Raw genomic sequence first — 18900 nt, forward strand, 5'->3', positions numbered from 1 at the left:
TGATTCAAAACCTTTAATTTCTTTTAATAAATTTACATATGCTCGCTGAAATTGCTCTTGTGTTGCTGGCTGATCATAAAGTGAAACTTTAATTAGTGGGGGATTATACGGACAGTTGATCCCCCATCTATATCCTTTCCGATAATTTTCCTGATTTATAACAATACCTCTGTAGCACTTTTCAATCTTCATTCACTTACTACTAGGCTATATTAAATACAATTTCGTTCTAAAACGAGAAATAGAACGCATACTTAATAATCAATACCTTTACTTACATTGAAAATATTGATTCCTACATGTGTTGCCAGCCAAATATTCCCATAAAATAGCGAACGTTCTTTTCTAGGTTCGCTAATAAACTTAATAGAAAATGAATATAAAAAATGACCTCTTGCTTTTATGCAAAGGTCATTTTTTTATATTCATCATTAAACTTCTAAATAGCCATTTTTATTATTTGATTGCCATTTCCAAGAATCTGCACACATTTCTTCTAATCCACGTGTTGCCTCCCAGCCTAATTCACGCTTTGCTTTCGATGCATCAGCAAAACATACTGCCACATCACCTGGGCGACGCTCTGTAATTTTATAAGGAACTTTCTTGCCCGAAACTTTTTCAAACGCTTCAACCATCTCTAGTACACTATAGCCCATACCTGTGCCCAGGTTATAAGCATCTACTCCTGTTGTACTCAGTACTTTCTCAAGTGCCTTTACGTGACCATTTGCTAAGTCCACAACATGGATGTAATCACGGACTCCCGTTCCATCTTTCGTTGGATAGTCATTTCCGAATACACTTAATTCTTTTAACTTACCTATTGCCACTTGCGTTACATATGGCATTAAGTTATTTGGGATTCCATTTGGATCTTCTCCGATACGCCCACTTTCGTGTGCACCAAATGGATTGAAATAGCGAAGTAATGCAATACTCCATTCTGCATCTGCAAATGCTACATCACGCATAATTTGCTCAATCATTAATTTCGTTTGACCATATGGATTTGTTGCACTTAATGGAAACTCCTCCGTAATCGGTGACGTTTCCGGGATACCATATACAGTTGCAGATGAACTAAAGATCATCTTCTTAACATTATGTTTCTGCATTACTTCACATAGCACTAACGTGCTTGTAATGTTGTTATGATAATATGTTAATGGAATCGCTACTGACTCCCCTACAGCTTTAAATCCTGCAAAGTGAATAACTGCGTCAATTACATTTTCTTCAAAAATTGCGTCAATTGCTTCATGATTTAAAACATCTTCTTTATAAAACTTAAATTGTTTTCCTGTTATTTCTTTCACTCGATTTATAGATTCTACCGAGCTATTCGAAAGGTTATCCACTACTATAACTTCGTAACCGCTATTTAGTAATTCTACACATGTATGACTACCAATATATCCTGCTCCACCTGTTACAAGTATTGCCATAATTATAGTCCTCCATATTTCATTCATTATAAACTTCTCAAAGTATATCACATATTTCTTATCCTATGTTTAACATGCGAACACAGAAACTTACATTTTATCCCATAATAATTTTATAACATATACGATTCTAATCAGGTAATAAAAAAACGCCACATAATTTTTATTATGTGGCGTTTTTTTATTAAATTACGTAACAATATACACTTAGAAAATGCGCAAGACTACCTAATAATACAAAAACATGAAAAATTTCATGATGCCCCATATATTTAAACTCTAACCATTTTGGCTTTGTTCCATAAATAAATCCACCAATTGTATAAAAAATGCCTCCAAGTACTAAGAAAATAATGCCTCCTGTACTTAAATTCTCAGCTAACGGTGCAAAGAATAAAACAATTAACCAACCCATCGTAATATAAATTGCTGTCGATAACCATCTTGGACAATTAAACCAAAACATTTTAAATACAATGCCACAAATCGCAGTTGCATAGACTAAACAAAATAATAGTAAACCACTTGCTGAATTTAATGTAATCAAGCAAAAGGGTGCATATGTACCTGCAATTAATATAAAAATCATAGAATGATCTAGCTTCCTAAAGAAGTAAATAACACGTTCATTGGCCACAACACTATGATACACAGCTGACGCCGTATAAAGGACCATCATTCCAATACCAAACAAAATAACAGCTGTAATTGCAGCAAATGATGGCATCTTAATAGAAACTTTCACAAGCATAGCTAATAAGGCAATAAATGATAATATCGCTCCACCTAAGTGAGTAAATGCGTTAACTGGTTCCCTTACATAAGCATTCATAATAACACCCCTCATATAATTACATATAGTTTTGATAACTACATGTAATTATATACACATTTCTTTTTAAGGTCAACATTTACAATTCATTTGTTTCGTAATACCATATTTAAAGATATATTAAACATTAAGTTCCACTAAGTTATAAAAGTGAGGGATTCTACGTGGAAAATATAAATGAATTACTTGAGACATTACATTTAGAAAAAAATATTAAACTTGAGGATATTCCAAATGTTGACTTATATGTAGACCAAGTTGTCCAACTATTTGAGAATACTTATGCAGATACAACGAGAACTGATGATGAAAAAGTATTAACAAAAACGATGATTAATAATTACGCAAAAGGGAAACTATTTATCCCTATCAAAAATAAAAAGTATTCAAAAGAGCATATGATTTTAATTAGCCTGATTTACCAATTAAAGGGCGCACTCTCCATTAACGATATAAAAAGTTCATTAGAAAATATAAATGACTCCTTATTAAACGATGATTCATTTGAATTAAATGCGGTATATAAAAATTATCTTACTCTTACTGAAAGCAATGTCGAAAGCTTTAAACAAGACGTAAATAAACGTGTTACAGAAGTAAATGAGATTTCTTCCTTAGAAGATACAAAGCTAGAAAAATTTCTACTACTAACATCCTTCGTGACTATGAGTAATATGTATAGACGTTTAGCAGAGCAACTAGTTGATGATTTGAAAAAATCATAAATAAAAAACTATCCACCTATTAAAGTGGATAGTTTTTTATTTACTTAATTGCCTCATGAACTTTTAATTGTTTCCCTTTAATCGTTGTAGTCTTCATGACTTTCAAGACAAGTGGTCCTTTTCCATTTAATATTTCAACGTAAGAAACGTTATCTTGTATCGTAATAATGCCTATATCTTCTGCTGTAACACCTTTAATTTTAGCAATTGTACCGACGAAATCTACCGCTCTAATTTTCTTTTTCTTCCCGCCATTAAAGTACAGCTTCATAATGCCTTTGTTTATGTCCGCATTTTTATCTTTCTTTATAATTGGTTTAGCATGTATCTTTTCTTCAAATGCAGCTTTCTCTTTCATAACTTCTTCTTTTGAAGGTCCAATTGCCTTTGGAATTTCAAAACCAATATAATCCTCAATCTCTTCTAAAAATCTATTTTCATATGGTGTTATAAATGTAATAGCTTTTCCACTATTTCCAGCTCGTCCCGTTCTTCCAGTACGATGTACATAGCTTTCTTTTTCAAGTGGAATATCATAATTAATAACATGTGTAATATTATCAATATCGATTCCTCTCGCAGCCACGTCTGTTGCTACTAAATAACGGAATTTCCCTTTTCTAAAATCATCCATGACTTCAAAACGATCTTCTTGTACCATACCACCATGTATTTTGTCGCAAGGATAGTTAGCTCGTTTTAACTGTCTATATACATGATCTACATTTTCTTGTGTACGACAGAAAATAATACAACTATCAGGATTCTCAATCGTTGTTACATCTTTAAGTAGTGAAAGCTTCTCGTCTTCTATCACCTCAAAAAGAGTATGTTCAATTTTATCCGTTGTAATCCCGGCCGCTTTAATTTCAATATGAATTGGTGAATTCATGTATGTACGAGATAATTTTTCAACATCTTCTGGAAGTGTTGCTGAAAATAACATTGTCATTCTTTTTGTAGGTAATTCATCAATAATTGCCTCTACTTGATCGATAAAGCCCATATTTAGCATCTCATCTGCTTCATCAATAACTAAATACTTCAAACACTCTAAAGAAAGGGTACCCTTTTCAATATGATCCAACACACGACCAGGAGTCCCAACTACAATATGTGTCTTTTGCTTTAATTCTAATTTTTGACGTGCAAATGGAGATTTCCCATAAACTGCCGCAGCCTTAATCCTTTTGAATCGACCTATATTCGTAATATCTTCTTTTACCTGTACCGCAAGCTCTCTCGTTGGTGTTAAAACTAATGCTTGTGGTTTATTCTCTTCCCACTCCACCATTTCACAAAGTGGAATACCAAATGAAGCTGTTTTTCCACTTCCAGTCTGGGACTTCACAACAAGATCCTTCTTTTGTAATGCGACTGGAATAACCTCACCTTGTACTTCTGTTGGATGATCATATCCTAACCCAGTAAGTGCCCTTACAATTTCCTTACTTAATTTATAATCAGAAAAACTTTTTTTACTCATATATTAACCTCATTTTATTCTGTATTATTTTCTTTTTTATCTTTTGTATACGTTACTATCACCCTACTTATTATACTTGAAACCTCACATAAAAAGGTGGATCATGCCAGATTCATCTTTTTATATAGAAATAAACCTTATCATTTCATATATTGTTCAACTAATTGATAACATCTTTTGCTCGTATTGTTAGCATCAACCCTTTCATAGTACCCTCGCCCTACCAAAAAATAAAAAGAATACATACAACCTTGTGTAATTATCTCAATTTTTCAACCTTTTCCATAAACGAACAATACAATTGAAAAAACGTTTTAAATTCGTTTTTAACGTTTTTTTTCAGATATAAAATCTACTTTTTCAAAAAATGTTAAGAAATCCTTTGACTTCTTAATAAAAATAATGTAAATTATCCTATGGACGAACATTTTTGATTAATAAAAATAAAATATTCGTATTTTAGGGGTGTAAATGATGGAAAACGTATTCGACTATGAAGATATTCAATTAATTCCTGCAAAATGTATTGTAAATAGCCGCTCTGAATGTGATACAACTGTCACTTTAGGAAAACATAAATTTAAATTACCTGTCGTGCCTGCAAATATGCAAACGATTATTGATGAAAGAATCGCAACTTATTTAGCTGAAAACAATTACTTCTATATCATGCATCGTTTCCAACCAGAGAAACGAATCTCATTCATTAGAGATATGCAATCACGTGGATTAATCGCTTCTATCAGCGTTGGTGTAAAAGAGGACGAATATGAATTCGTACAACAATTAGCTGCTGAGCAACTTACACCTGAATATATCACGATTGATATCGCACACGGTCATTCTAATGCTGTGATCAACATGATTCAACATATTAAAAAACATTTACCAGAGAGCTTCGTTATCGCTGGAAACGTTGGAACTCCAGAAGCGGTAAGAGAATTAGAAAATGCTGGTGCTGATGCAACAAAAGTTGGTATTGGACCTGGTAAAGTTTGTATTACTAAAATTAAAACAGGCTTCGGAACTGGTGGTTGGCAGCTAGCTGCACTTCGCTGGTGTGCAAAAGCTGCAAGTAAGCCAATTATCGCTGATGGTGGTATTCGTACACACGGCGACGTAGCTAAATCTATTCGATTTGGGGCAACTATGGTAATGATCGGTTCTCTATTCGCTGGTCACGAAGAGTCTCCAGGGGAAACTATCGAAAGAGATGGCAAACTTTATAAAGAATACTTCGGTTCTGCTTCTGAATTCCAAAAGGGTGAGAAGAAAAACGTTGAAGGTAAGAAAATGTTCGTTGAGCATAAAGGTTCTTTAGAAGATACGTTAATCGAAATGGAACAAGATCTTCAATCTTCTATCTCTTACGCTGGTGGAACAAAACTAGATGCTATTCGTACTGTAGATTATGTTGTCGTGAAAAACTCGATTTTCAATGGTGACAAAGTATATTAATTCTTAAATTTAAAAAGAAGGAGAAGCATTTCTATGCTTCTCCTTCTTTTTCATATATAAAAATGTAAAATATTTTTATTTTACTGAATTTTCTAGTATCATATTTTTAGATGCTTTTAATAAGGGGGATGTAAGACATGAAAACTATAATTGAGAATCGTCTTGTTCGTGCGGAAGTACCTAACGAACTAAAATGGGATTTGTCTGATTTGTATAAGTCTGATGATGAGTGGCATACCGCATTAAACGTATTAGAAAATAATATACAGAAACTTGATGCATTTAAAGGACGGTTACATACTAACTCCACAACTTTATTAAATTGTCTACTTTTAGAAGAAGAGCTTTTAATGAAGTTAACAAAACTGTACTCATATGCAAATTTAAAAGAATCTACTGATCGTACAAATCCAATCATTCAAGCGAACTCTTCCAAAATTTCTGCTTTATGGACGAAAGTACATACTGCACTATCCTTTATTCATAATGAAATCCTCTCATTCGACGAAGGAACAATTGAAAAATATTTAACTGAAGAAACAAAACTCGAACCTTTCCGTAAGTCGTTACTAGAAATACTCCAAAAAAGGCAGCACACACTCTCTCCTGAAACAGAAGAAGCACTTGCTGCACTTGGCGAAGTTCATAGTTCTCCATACAAAATTTACGGCATGACTAAATTGGCAGATATGGATTTCACTTCTATACAAGACGAACAAGGAAACGAACTCCCTGTTTCTTTCGCATTATTTGAAAGCAAATATGAATTTTCTCCAAGCGCATACATACGTAGAAAAGCATACTCATCATTTGTTCCCACTTTGAAGCGCTATAAAAATACAGTTGCGACTACATATGCTACCGAAGTAAAAAAACAAGTAACACTTTCTCGTTTACGTAAATATGAATCCGTTACCCATATGCTATTAGAACCACAAAAGGTTCCACTTGAAATGTATAACAACCAACTTGATATTATTTATAAAGAATTAGCACCTCATATGCGCCGTTTTGCAGATTTAAAAAAGAAAGTATTAGGACTCGATCAAATGCTTTTCTGTGACTTACATGCACCTTTAGATCCCGAATTTAATCCGGCGATTACTTATGAAGAAGCAGGCACGCTCATTCAAGATTCTTTAAAAGTATTAGGCGATGAATATAGTTCCATAATCGAAAAAGGATTCAAAGAAAGATGGGTAGATCTTGCAGATAACGTAGGCAAATCAACAGGGGCATTTTGCTCAAGTCCATACGGCTCTCATCCCTATATTTTAATTACATGGCAAAATACGATGCGTGGATGCTTCACATTAGCACATGAACTTGGACATGCTGGTCATTTCTATTTAGCAAATAAAAATCAACGTATCATGAACGTACGTCCATCTATGTACTTTGTTGAAGCACCATCAACTATGAATGAATTACTATTAGCTCAGCATTTACTAGCGACTACCGACGATAAGAGAATGCGCAGGTGGGTCATTCTACAACTACTCGGCACATATTATCACAACTTTGTTACTCATTTACTTGAGGGTGAATATCAACGTAGAGTATATGCTCTAGCAGAAGAAGGACAGGCCCTTACAGCTACAACTTTAACTGAAATTAAAACAAATGTCCTTTCGACATTCTGGGGAGATTCTGTGGAAATCGATGAAGGTGCGGGCTTAACTTGGATGCGTCAGCCTCATTATTATATGGGGCTATATTCTTACACATATTCCGCAGGCCTCACTGCATCTACTGCAGTAGCTCAAATGATTAAAGAAGAAGGACAACCTGCTATTGATCGCTGGTTAGATGTGCTTCGCGCTGGTGGTACAATGAAACCACTTGAACTAATGAAACATGCCGGAATAGATATGTCAAAACCAGATGCAATCCGTAAAGCTGTTTCTTACGTTGGTTCATTAATTGATGAATTAGAGCATTCTTATCAAGAATAAAAAAATAAGCCCTCGCTTTATGAGGGCTTATTTTATATTTACTTCCCAAACCTTTTGCGGTATCCACATTTCCTACAAAGTTCTTCAACCGCAACTCTTTTTGAAAATCCATCGACAATGTTTGTTGCTCTTTCACCTTCTATAATGTTAGAAAATGAATCATTATTAATATTTCCAAGGTTAATAATCCCTTCACCATCTAAACAACAAGGAATAACCGTCCCATTGGCTAAAATCCCTGCCTGATTACGAAGTCCATGACAGAATCCTTTCCCATCATCCTCTTCTTCATGTAATGCTGGCCACTGGAATTCATAGTCTTGATTAATAAAGACACGTTCTGCAATTTTTATACCTTTTCCTGGTGTAAGCTTCTCTTCAATCTGATAAGATAGATCAAATTCATTTTCAATTATGGATAATAACTCTCTATTTTTCTGGATTTCAGCATTTGTTTTATTATCCTGAGTTAAATTCCATAACCTTAACGATACAATTAAATCTGATTGACTTGTCGCTTCCCTAATGAAGGAAAGTATACTCCTTACATAGCCTTCTTTATCTTGCGAACCTGGGTGCCCATCAAAACTATGCAGTGAAAAATTCATTTGTCTTAACGCGGGCTTATTTAACAGTCTATGCCTTCTCTTATTAATTAACGTTCCGTTCGTTGTAATATTAACTTTAAACCCTTTTTCATGACTTAAGTCTAATAGTTGATCTATTTTCGGATGGAGCAATGGCTCACCCTTCACGTGCAAATAAATGTAGTCTGTGTGAGGTTTAATTTGGTCTAATCTTTTAGCAAAATCCTCTACAGAAATGAATTGCTTCTGCCTTTCCGTCGGCGGACAAAAGCTACACGCAAGATTACACACACTCGTAATCTCCAAGTAAAACTTCTTAAACTTCTTCACCTTTAATTCCTCACTTCTCTAACTACTTATACTTTTTCCTCTTCATATTACAGCATATTTTTATGGAAATAGAAACATACTTATTTTAGGAAATCTACATACCATCTAATAATATTTAAAAGACCATCGGTAATTTTTGTCCAATGGTCTTTTTATCCTTTTTATATGCAAAGAATAAATTTATTTATGATACGGTTCATCATAACTAACCTAAATAAGGTTATTTTTTATTATCTTTATAATTAAATTTAACAAAAAATGTAGTGCCTTCTGATCCTGTTTTAATTTCTATTTTTGCATTATGGCGGGCAGCAATGGCATAACATACACCTAACCCCAATCCAGTTCCATTATCTTTGGTCGTGTAAAATGGCGTACCCAGTTTCTCTAATACTTCAGGCCTAATACCTTTTCCTTGATCGCGCACTGCAAGCACCACACAATTTTGACCTTCCTTGTAGGTGCTAATGGTTAGAACTTTCCCTGTATTCATCGCTTCTAAGCCATTACGATATAGATTCATTAATAATTGCCGTATCTCATTACGATTTAAAAGTAATTCCGGAATGTCATTTGTATCGACTTGAATATACTTATTTTGATTGTGCGTATCAACCTTTATTAAAGGAATAATATCGCGGATAATTGAATTTAAATCTAACATCTGCAAATCCAATTTCCTTGTATTCCCCATTGAGAGAAATTCAGTAATAATAGAATTGGCACGGTTAAGTTCTTCAATCATTAAATGAAAGTACTTATTATGTTTCTCATAGGTATTCTCTTCTTTTAATAACTGCAAAAATCCTAGTACCGTTGTCATTGGATTTCTAATTTCATGGCTGATACCTGCTGCCATTTGCCCTATTAAATCAATGTTAGATAATCTTTTCAATTCCTGTTCATATTTCTTTTTTTCCGTTATGTTTTTAAAAATACAGCAAATACCATCATCATACGGGTATGCAATAACTTCGTGCCAATATTCATCTGCAGTAGAAAGAAATTCGAAATGAACTGTAGTTCGCTCTGACATTGCACGATGAAATTCCTTATACATAACTGTGTCGATGTCACTCGGGAAAACATCCCATATATTCTTTCCTAATACATCTTTTGCTGTTTTTCTTTGCGGAAAATATTGGTGCTTATTTACGTACGTAAATTCCCATTTATTATTTAAAGTAAAGAATCCATCCGTAATACATTCAATCACACTTGTAACTTTTTCATTAGCAGCAGCTAGCTCTCCCGTTCGCTCTTCCACTATACTTTCTAATTTATCCATATATAACAAATTTGAAAACGTAGGGGCTGTGGCATCAACGATAGATTTTGCTAGTTGAATTTGAGAATTATCATAATTGTGAGCTTTTCCTTCTTTGCCAACGACGATTACCCCTAATACTTCTCCCATTGAAACCAATGGAATCATCAATAAATCCTTACTATCTATATTTTTTGTTTGAATAACCTCTTGGATCTTGGCTTCATAGCTTTTCTCTGTCCAATCCGCTTCTGTCCAATCACAGCCCTTACTTAATTTCGTTGTTTTAATCGTTGTTTTGTCTAGCGGATCTAGAAGATGGGCAGTCATATTTTTACTTTCTAAAATCTGTTCTAAGTAAAAAAAGCATTTATCAAAACTCTCCTGTATCGAGGAACACATTGATAAATCACGGGTAACATTTAGTAACAGCTGCTTCTCAGCAATAAGGTTTTCCTTTTGTGTTAAATTATTTGCGTTTTGAATTGCGACCGCGGCCATATTTACATAAGCTTCAACACTTTGAATTTCTGAATCTGTTAAGTTCATCGGAATCCCATAATCAAATAAAAAAACCAGACCAAATAACTCTTGCCTAAATGAGATAGGCAGAGCTAATAAGGACTTAATTTTAAACGCATCAACTGGTCTCGGATCTGGTCGATGATCCTTTGAGGTATCAGGAATATAGATAGTTTTTTTCGTTTCAATAACTTCTTTTGCCAATAAATCTACTTCAGGATCAATTACCTGAGTATCGAGCGTTACGCCATTTATGGTCTCTGGTTTTCCTGCAAATCCTCTAAATGTTCCATCTTCCTGGGGTAAATAAATTCCAACAGCATCGCACCTAACAATCTCCTCTGATATCGCCATTGTCACACGCTGTAATACTTCACGTAGTTCTAATTTTGTATTTATTATTTTTGTTATATTCGCGAGCCTAGAATATCTCGTCTGATCACTTACCATTCACATAGCCTCCAGTTATAGGCATAATAAAATAAATATGATAATATCAGCGTCTTACCTTTGTTTTACATAGAATACCTTACTTATGGTAAGGTTCCCCACGATTAATCCGAAACGCTCTATACACTTGCTCAAGCAACACTAATCGCATCAATTGGTGTGGTAATGTCATCTTTGAAAAAGAAAGTGATTCGTTTGAACGCTTCATCACTTCTGAACTTAGTCCAAGTGATCCACCAATTACAAATGCCACTTTACTCTTTCCGTATGTAGCAAGGCGATCTAGGCTTACCGCAAATTCTTCTGATGACTTTTGCTTTCCTTCTATAGCTAAAGCAATCACATGCGTGTCATCAGAAATTTTATCCAATATACGTATACCTTCTTTTTCCTTTACAATTAACATTTCTGCTTCACTTAAATTTTCTGGAGCCTTTTCATCAGGCAATTCAATTACTTCTACTTTTGCATATGCTGATAATCGTTTTAAGTATTCTGCTATACCTTGTTTTAAATATTTTTCTTTTAATTTCCCAATTGAAATAATCGAGATATTCACACGTATCCTCCACCTTACAAACATGTTATCCACAAAACTTATCCACATATCCACAAATACTACCCACATATTGTGTGGGAATCTGTGTTCGATACAACATATGTCGCCTCATTTTGACAAAATTCACATGTTTTTTTCTCTTTTTCTGAGTTATCCACATTGTTGATAACTGGCGCAACTTCACACTCATCCACAATAATATCTAATGCTAATTCAACATGTTCTAAACAACAAGGTAAATTCATTTTCTTCACCTCACTTTTCTACAATAGAAAACAGGAGGTAGGCCCTCCTGTTTTTAATACTTTTGAATGCCTAATTTCACTGTTGTTGTTACTCTTTTTGTACCACGATAAAACGTAAGAGTCATTTTATCATTAATTTCCTTATCATATAAGGCCGTGCGGAATCCAATAATATCACGAATCGGTTTTCCATCTACTGCCACAATAACATCATGTTCTCTTAAACCAGCATCCGCGCCTGGCGAAGGACTTTTCACATCCAAAATACAAACTCCTTCTGTTACAGTACCTGGCAAATGTAATGTTTTTGACCAATAATAGTTTGGAATTTCATTTAATGACCTAAGTTCAATCCCAACATACGGTCTTCTTACTTTCCCATACTTCTCAAGCTCATTCATAATCGGAACAGCCCTAGTCACCGGAATAGCAAGTCCGATTCCTTCTACTTCTTTTGCAGCAATTTTCATTGAATTAATACCAATTAATTGTCCTGCTGCATTTACAAGCGCACCGCCACTATTCCCCGGATTAATCGCCGCATCTGTTTGTAACACTTCTACTTGCCAATCATAATGTCCATCTTGATCTAAATCTACGGGGACAATACGTTCATTAGCTGAAATAATACCCTGCGTAACAGTTCCCGAAAATTGCAGTCCAAGTGGATTTCCAATCGCAATGACTGGCTCTCCTCTGCGAACAGTATTAGAATCGCCAATTTCAATTATTTTTTTCACATGCTTTGCATCTATTTCTAATACAGCTAAATCTGTGACTACATCGGTTCCTAATACTTTTCCAGGAACCTTCTTACCGTCACTTAGACTTACTTCAATACGATTCGCTCCAGCTACAACATGATTATTCGTTACAATATAAGCTTGACCATCTGTCTTTTTATAAATTACTCCTGATCCTGTACCAGCCTCTGAATCTGCCTCTGAAAAGTTATCTCGTTGAATGTTAATAACACCCACAACAGCTTCAGATGCACGATCAACAGCATCTACAAAGCTAATCTGTTTAATTCCTTGAGCTTCGGCCATCATATTACTTCCACTTGCTTCAGCTTGCGGAAGCGTATCAGCAGAATTTGAAAATAAAGGGGCTCCAAACGCAAATAAAGAAGCCCCTATAATTGTTCCCGCTATACTAGAAAGAACTATACCTTTATGCTTCTTTTTTCCTGCACGTTTCATACGATAATTTTCTTCATCAATAAAGGACATATTTGTTCACCCATCTTCCTGAAAACAACTATATTCATCTTTATTGTTTACTAAAATGAAGAATTATACGTATTGAATTTTTGTAGGCATTTTTGGATCTGTATCGTGAATTTCAAAGGATTCACCCACTCCAAATCCTTTTTCCTCTAGTACTTGTGATACTGACATACGGGCTAGTTCTTTCATGTTATTATCTAAGCTTAAATGGGCTAAATAAATATGCTTTGTCTCATCTGTAATTACATCTGCCATTGCTAATGCAGCATCCTCATTACAAACATGTCCAACGTCGCTTAAAATACGTCGTTTAATGCTCCATGGGTAACGTCCCATACGAAGCATTTCCACATCATGATTACTTTCAAATACGAAAGCATTAGCTCCCTTAATAACGCCCTTCATACGGTCGCTTACGTATCCCGTATCTGTAATAAGCGCTAATTTCCTATTATTATTATGGAAAGCATAAAACATCGGTTCTGCCGCATCATGAGAAACTCCAAATGATTCGACTTCAATATCACCAAATGTTTTCACATCCCCAACTGAGAAAATGAATTTTTGCTCAGTTGGGATATTTCCTATTAAATGTTCCATTGCATTCCATGTTTTCTCATTCGCATAAATGGGTAAATCATATTTTCGCGCCAATACACCTAACCCTTTAATATGATCACTATGCTCATGTGTTACAAGAATACCTGATACATCATTTATATTCAGTTCTGCTTGTTTAAATAAAGCCTCTGTCGCTTTACCACTTAAACCTGCATCGACTAGTAATTTTTTTTCATCGGTTCCTACGTATAGCATATTTCCTGTACTTCCACTTGCAAGTACGCTAAAATGCAACCCCATTATTTCTCACTCCAGTATGTTCATCAACCACTTGATTTTCCTTTTCCCCTAATTCCATAACTTGTCCTTCAATTGCATTCACAAAGAAGTCCTGCTTCTGCTCCGTTTTTAAATTCCATGTTGGAGCAAGTACTTGGTTATTAGAAGTAGATGCGGTAAGAGTGGCATAACCAATTTGCGCTTCTTTAACATGTGTATTTCCATGAATTTTATTTTTTAAATATAAATTTTCTAAAGCTGTTTGAGCCGTAATAATTTCTTGCTCTTTCGTTTTTTCACCTTCGCCCATTTCTTTTAAATCAGTTAGCATTGTCTGCGTATATGAAACAAGTTCATTTTTTTCATTTAATTCCACAACAATCATCGCCTGATTATTATAGAAAATAGGCTTATCTTTATATTTTTGGAAGAAATAAATTTTAGAGTCTTTCACCGCTCCAAATTCATACTTTTGTCCATCCAATACATAGTTCTTCAAAAATTCATTATACTTATCTTTTGATAATGATTTCGTATTTAAAAAAGGCTCTTTTAGCTTACTTTCTATCTTGTACATATTTTGTATATGCGCCGTTTGATTTTTCAAAGATTGTATATCATCTTCTTTAAAGGCTTTATTTTCCGCTCTAATAAATGACTCTTTTTTCGGTTCCTTAGGGATATTCCCTATAGTAATTTTGTTTGCTTTTAATTCTTGATCTATCTTTGTTTCTGCAATAAGCTCCAATTGATTACTATCTTGCTTTTGAATGAATTGAAAAATGAGAAAGAGGTCCAAAACAAAAAAGGTCACAATAAATATGGTTTTAATTCGATCCCAATCCATTTAGTCCTCCCTCACTCCACTCATAGATTTTCTGTTTACCCGTTTCACCTTCAACAAGCTTTACATACCAAATTGGTTGTAGTCGAACTACTTGACCATCTAGTGATAACTTGTATCCAATACCAATATCCTTAATTACTTGTTTCTTTATCTCTGGATTATTTTCTAGGGATGCTATTACAACATGCCCTGATGGAAGAGTAACCTTCTGTTCTATGCCTTTAGTATTTAAAGACAGCAACGGTCTTTCATATTCCATTACTTCTTCTGATCCCCATTTTTGTCTCAATTCAGCTAATCCATCTGTATTGAATACGGAATATCCATCTTCATGTAAGCGAAATACTGTCTCTCCTTTATTCATATAGTCCAAACGATATGAATCCAAACTTCCACTGTGACCACTTACAAATTCAAAGCTTTTTTGTAACAGCATTAAATTATCTATCGTTTTCTCAGTTAAGACAGAAGAGTTTTTATAATTTAGCATGTGACGATCGTTTTCAATTTCCATGGATCTAATACCATCTGTAAATGTTTCTTTCGATATCTCAGTAATCGGACTTAAATAACGAGGATCACTAAACAGAGCATTCTTAAACGTATCAACTGCTAAATTAGATGAAATATATGTTATATTGTTTAACTCTGTCGTGCCATCTGGTAAAAATAACTTTTTCATATCATTGATTTGATAATCAAAATAGGGCTTTGCTGATACTATAAATTGATTTTGAGCATTTACAATATCTTTTAAATACACACCACTTAATTTTGCCTCATATATTTTAAAGTTATCACCATCAGAAACAAAGTTAATTTTAATTTCTTGATCCTTACTCCTAGAAGAATCAAGGAGAATACGATTAAAATGTTTAGGCTTATCTGTACTTTTCTCTTTCATGTTAAACATAGATTTAACTGCATCAAATGGGATATCAGTAGGGAAAACAAGTTCAATTTTCCCTTCACCATGCACATAGGATAGGAAATCACCCTTAGTGATTGATATCTCTCTAAACTCATGTAGTTCCCCTACTTCCAAAGGCTTATAGATTGATTCTATATCTGCCTCTCTTCTGCTCCCATAATGATTTTTATCTTTATGCACGATGATAGAAGTAGGACGGACAACATCGGAAATTTTAGTTTGATTCGTTCCTTCATTGCCCTGTACAAATTTTGCGTTTTGCATGGATGTAGAATCTGGCACATACGTCCATAGGTTAAAAGTAAGAAACAGGCTAATTACAACTAGGTTAATTAAAACTATTGTTTTAAAGTTTTCCATACTCATTCCCAATCGTCCTCTTCATCTGCTGCCATTGGTAACGTGAAATAAATAGTTGTCCCTTTTCCTTCTTCACTCTTCGCCCAAATAGAGCCACCATGTGCCTCGATCATTTCTTTTGCAATTGCTAATCCAAGTCCCGTACCACCCATTTGTCTTGAACGAGCTTTATCTACGCGATAAAAACGTTCAAAGATTTTATCAACGTTTTCTTTTGGAATACCCATTCCTTGGTCACTTACGCTAATTTCTAATAAATCACCGCGATCACGTAAGCGATATGTTACTGTTCCACCTTCTGGTGAATACTTTAATGCGTTTGAAATAATGTTATACAGCACTTGAGTAATTTTGTCAGTATCCATATCAATAAACCTAGACTTCTTAGAGAAAGATCGTTTGAAACTTACATTTTGTTCTTTAGACATTTCAAAGCGATCAATAATATTATTAAAGAAATCAGTAAAGTCGACCCATTCTTTCATTAAACGGTGCTCTGTACTATCAAGTTTAGATAGCTGTAACAACGCATTTACAAGTCTAATCATTCTTTCTGTTTCTTCTTGTGTAACCGTTAAAAATTGTGGTGCAATATTCGGATCCTGCCATGCTCCATCTGTAAGTGCCTCTAAATAACTGCGCATTGTCGTTAATGGCGTCCTTAATTCATGAGAGACATTCGCCACAAACTCACGGCGTTCCCTTTCTATACGCTCCTGCTCTGTTACATCATATAATACGGCAATTAAACCATTTGCCTTCCCTGTTTCTTTTTGAATAACAGAGAAACTAGCACGTAAAATATATGGTTCATTTCTCGTACTAAAATCTAATAAAACAGAATCTGGCTCTTCATATAAATGATCGAGCGTAAATTCTTCCTGTATCCCTAATACCTCTAAAACAGATTGATCGAGCGCTGTTTCACGAGAAACATTTAACATTTTTTCCGCAGGGTCATTTAGTAAAATAATATCCCCTTTTCGGTCAGTAGCAATTACTCCATCTGTCATATGGGATAAAACAGATGATAGTTTACGCCTTTCACTTTCTGTAGAAGAACGAGCTTGTTGTAATTTTTTTGATAAATTATTGAAGGATAATGCCAGTTGTCCAATTTCATCATGGCTATGCACCTTTACTTTTCTCGAATAATTTCCTTTTGCCATTTCGATTGCTTGTCTCCGCATATCTGAAATTGGTCTTGTAATTGTTTGAGCCAATAAAATCCCAAGTACGGCCGTTACTAATAAGGCAATTACTGTTCCCGTAGCAAAAATTTGATTTATATCCTTCATTTGTTTATATACATCTTCCATAGATGCAACGATGTATATAACACCAAGCGCATCCTTGCCATTATCATCTAGAATCGGAGTAAGCATAACTTGAACACGATGGCCTGTACTACCATCCTTCTCAATTTTCACTTCTGGCTTTTTTTGCACCAACACTCGCTGAACAGCTATATCAGTTGATGTTCTATTCACCTTATTCTGCTTTGACTCATCTGAAATAGCCAGTAACTTTCTATGCGAATCAAATACACTTACCTCTTGTATAACTTTCTTTTGATCAGAGGCAAATTTTCGAATAGAAGTTTTAATTGTTTCATCTGTTGACTCTGTTTCTGCTTTTGTATAACTTTTTTTAAACTCTTGTTTCAAGTTATATGATAATAAGTTTGTTTGCTGCGTTAAAGAATCCCTAAAACCTTGTACTAGGCTCTTCTCTAATTCCCTTACAAAATATACCCCAATAACTTGCATCGCTATTAATATTAATAGCATATATATAAGCACAAATTTCAAATGAATAGATTGAAAAAAACCAACTTTCTTCATATACTATTCCTGCTCTGGGTCACGCAAGTAATACCCTACTCCACGTCTAGTTACAATTAAAGTAGGATGGCTTGGATTATCTTCAATTTTTTCACGCAAACGACGTACTGTTACGTCTACTGTGCGCACATCTCCAAAATAGTCATAACCCCAAACTGTTTGTAATAAATGTTCGCGTGTCATAACTTGTCCTAAGTGTTTCGCTAAATAATGTAGCAACTCAAATTCACGATGTGTAAGCTCGATATTTTCCTCGCGCTTCGTTACACTATATGCATTTGGATTAATAACAATTGGTCCAATAACCATTTCTGTATTTTCTTCTTTTTCTGCAGCACCACCTTGTTGGTGACGGCGTAAATTCGCCTTCACACGAGCAAGTAATTCTCTCGTGCTAAATGGCTTCGTTACATAATCATCTGCCCCAAGCTCAAGCCCTAATACTTTATCAATCTCAGAGTCCTTTGCTGTAAGCATAATAATCGGCATTTCTGAACTTTTACGTATTTCACGACAAACCTCTAAGCCATCTTTACCTGGTAGCATAATATCTAATAAAACCATATCTGGTTGTTCTTCATTAGCCTTTTCAATTGCTTCATCACCATCATGCGCCATTACTATTTCAAAACCTTCTTTTTCTAGGTTAAACTTCAAAATATCTGCAATCGGCTTTTCATCATCAACTACTAAAATTTTCTTTCCCATCATCGTCTATTTCCTCCTTATAAAAATATGGTCAATAATCCCTAAACATATTGATGTTTACATAGTATGTCCTATATGACCGCATCCTTTGTTTAAGTATTTTCTCCTCTATTCTCATAGACTCATGTATGATCCACTTTTACACGGAATCCTATACGATCTATAGAAAAACCTCTAGCTTCAACTGCTAGAGGCTCCTCGTTCTATTTTAAAATAACTACTCAGTTTTGTAAAATTACATAAATAAAAAGGATATTAAGTGGGCCCACTTAATATC

16 protein-coding genes are annotated in these 18900 nt (G+C 34.4%); 3 read left to right on the forward strand and 13 right to left on the reverse strand.

Annotation, left to right across the window (positions count from 1 at the left end; all coding sequences use genetic code 11):
* Window positions 1-431: 431 nt before the first annotated feature.
* A complete protein-coding gene (galE, locus tag RT27_RS21650; protein ID WP_043937462.1) occupies window positions 432-1448 on the reverse strand; it encodes a UDP-glucose 4-epimerase GalE in 1017 nt (338 codons plus the stop codon).
* Between the two features lie 184 nt (window positions 1449-1632).
* Complete coding sequence (locus RT27_RS21655) at window positions 1633-2280, reverse strand: hemolysin III family protein (RefSeq protein ID WP_000995363.1); 648 nt, start codon at window positions 2278-2280, stop codon at window positions 1633-1635.
* A gap of 164 nt (window positions 2281-2444) precedes the next feature.
* On the opposite strand from RT27_RS21655, the gene RT27_RS21660 reads away from it, so the two are divergent.
* On the forward strand, window positions 2445-3005 hold the full coding sequence (locus RT27_RS21660; protein WP_029443708.1) for a DUF1836 domain-containing protein: 561 nt from the start codon (window positions 2445-2447) through the stop codon (window positions 3003-3005).
* Between the two features lie 40 nt (window positions 3006-3045).
* Here the strand turns inward: RT27_RS21660 and RT27_RS21665 are convergent, their stop codons facing one another.
* Entirely contained in the window at window positions 3046-4491 is a 1446-nt protein-coding gene (locus RT27_RS21665; protein ID WP_016079555.1) for a DEAD/DEAH box helicase, read from the reverse strand.
* A gap of 474 nt (window positions 4492-4965) precedes the next feature.
* Between RT27_RS21665 and guaC the strand changes: the two genes are divergently transcribed.
* Together guaC and pepF are read left to right on the forward strand one after the other, a co-directional pair.
* Window positions 4966-5949 (forward strand): GMP reductase, encoded by a 984-nt coding sequence (gene guaC / locus RT27_RS21670; RefSeq protein ID WP_000432447.1) that lies wholly within the window; start codon window positions 4966-4968, stop codon window positions 5947-5949.
* A gap of 137 nt (window positions 5950-6086) precedes the next feature.
* On the forward strand, window positions 6087-7904 hold the full coding sequence (gene pepF / locus RT27_RS21675) for an oligoendopeptidase F (RefSeq protein WP_043937463.1): 1818 nt from the start codon (window positions 6087-6089) through the stop codon (window positions 7902-7904).
* 38 nt (window positions 7905-7942) lie between these two features.
* Here pepF and RT27_RS21680 read toward each other — a convergent pair whose 3' ends face one another.
* From RT27_RS21680 to walR, 10 genes are all read right to left on the reverse strand, one after another.
* Window positions 7943-8821, reverse strand: a complete 879-nt coding sequence (locus tag RT27_RS21680; protein WP_000713633.1) for a radical SAM/SPASM domain-containing protein — start codon at window positions 8819-8821, stop codon at window positions 7943-7945.
* A gap of 220 nt (window positions 8822-9041) precedes the next feature.
* Window positions 9042-11060, reverse strand: a complete 2019-nt coding sequence (locus RT27_RS21685; protein WP_029443711.1) for an ATP-binding protein — start codon at window positions 11058-11060, stop codon at window positions 9042-9044.
* A gap of 79 nt (window positions 11061-11139) precedes the next feature.
* Window positions 11140-11619: a 23S rRNA (pseudouridine(1915)-N(3))-methyltransferase RlmH gene (gene rlmH / locus RT27_RS21690; RefSeq protein WP_001027003.1), complete on the reverse strand. Its 480-nt coding sequence runs from the start codon at window positions 11617-11619 to the stop codon at window positions 11140-11142.
* Between the two features lie 59 nt (window positions 11620-11678).
* Window positions 11679-11864: a CxxH/CxxC protein gene (locus RT27_RS21695; RefSeq protein WP_001052827.1), complete on the reverse strand. Its 186-nt coding sequence runs from the start codon at window positions 11862-11864 to the stop codon at window positions 11679-11681.
* A gap of 53 nt (window positions 11865-11917) precedes the next feature.
* Window positions 11918-13096, reverse strand: coding sequence for a S1C family serine protease (locus RT27_RS21700; RefSeq protein WP_043937465.1), 1179 nt, complete (start codon window positions 13094-13096; stop codon window positions 11918-11920).
* Between the two features lie 63 nt (window positions 13097-13159).
* Window positions 13160-13954: an MBL fold metallo-hydrolase gene (locus tag RT27_RS21705; RefSeq protein WP_016079549.1), complete on the reverse strand. Its 795-nt coding sequence runs from the start codon at window positions 13952-13954 to the stop codon at window positions 13160-13162.
* Window positions 13938-14780 (reverse strand): two-component system regulatory protein YycI, encoded by an 843-nt coding sequence (locus RT27_RS21710; RefSeq protein ID WP_016079548.1) that lies wholly within the window; start codon window positions 14778-14780, stop codon window positions 13938-13940. The genes RT27_RS21705 and RT27_RS21710 overlap by 17 nt, the downstream gene beginning before the upstream one ends.
* Complete coding sequence (gene yycH, locus RT27_RS21715) at window positions 14761-16077, reverse strand: two-component system activity regulator YycH (RefSeq protein WP_043937467.1); 1317 nt, start codon at window positions 16075-16077, stop codon at window positions 14761-14763. The genes RT27_RS21710 and yycH overlap by 20 nt, the downstream gene beginning before the upstream one ends.
* On the reverse strand, window positions 16074-17915 hold the full coding sequence (walK, locus tag RT27_RS21720; protein WP_000755367.1) for a cell wall metabolism sensor histidine kinase WalK: 1842 nt from the start codon (window positions 17913-17915) through the stop codon (window positions 16074-16076). The genes yycH and walK overlap by 4 nt, the downstream gene beginning before the upstream one ends.
* A 3-nt stretch (window positions 17916-17918) precedes the next feature.
* The gene (gene walR, locus RT27_RS21725) at window positions 17919-18626 is read right to left on the reverse strand and encodes a cell wall metabolism DNA-binding response regulator WalR (RefSeq protein WP_000971865.1); all 708 of its coding nucleotides are present in this window, start codon (window positions 18624-18626) and stop codon (window positions 17919-17921) included.
* Between the last annotated feature and the right edge of the window lie 274 nt (window positions 18627-18900).

Source organism: Bacillus sp. L_1B0_5 (assembly GCF_000836715.1).
Classification (GTDB): Bacteria; Bacillota; Bacilli; order Bacillales; family Bacillaceae_G; genus Bacillus_A; species Bacillus_A thuringiensis_S.